We start from the raw sequence: 248 nt of genomic DNA, 5'->3' as shown, positions 1-248 counted from the left end.
TAAAAAATATGATCCTAAGGATGTTTTTCCTGGGCAACTGCATATGTTGGGGAGTTTTGGGCTTTTCAGTATTGATACACTAACAGTCCGCAGGGATTCTTTAATCAAGAAAATGAACCCTTTATTCAAATCGCATTTAAGGCTTCATGAAGATACGGAATTCCTGTTCCGTCTTTCTTATTACCTCGATCTCTATCCCGGAATTTTAGATAAGGCTGTTGCCATAAGAGGAGTACACGAAAACAATA

The 248-nt window shown here is 37.9% G+C and carries 1 protein-coding gene; it reads left to right on the top strand.

Going from position 1 to position 248, the window contains the following annotated elements; all coding sequences use genetic code 11:
- Positions 1-248: hypothetical protein (locus SB772_RS44180; protein ID WP_410839046.1), on the top strand; the 248-nt coding region annotated here is incomplete at both ends.

It is taken from the genome of Paraburkholderia sp. SIMBA_030, assembly GCF_046535245.1.
Classification (GTDB): Bacteria; Pseudomonadota; Gammaproteobacteria; order Burkholderiales; family Burkholderiaceae; genus Paraburkholderia.
Note: the sequence above shows the minus strand (reverse complement) of the source record. Positions and strands in the feature narration are given on the sequence as shown.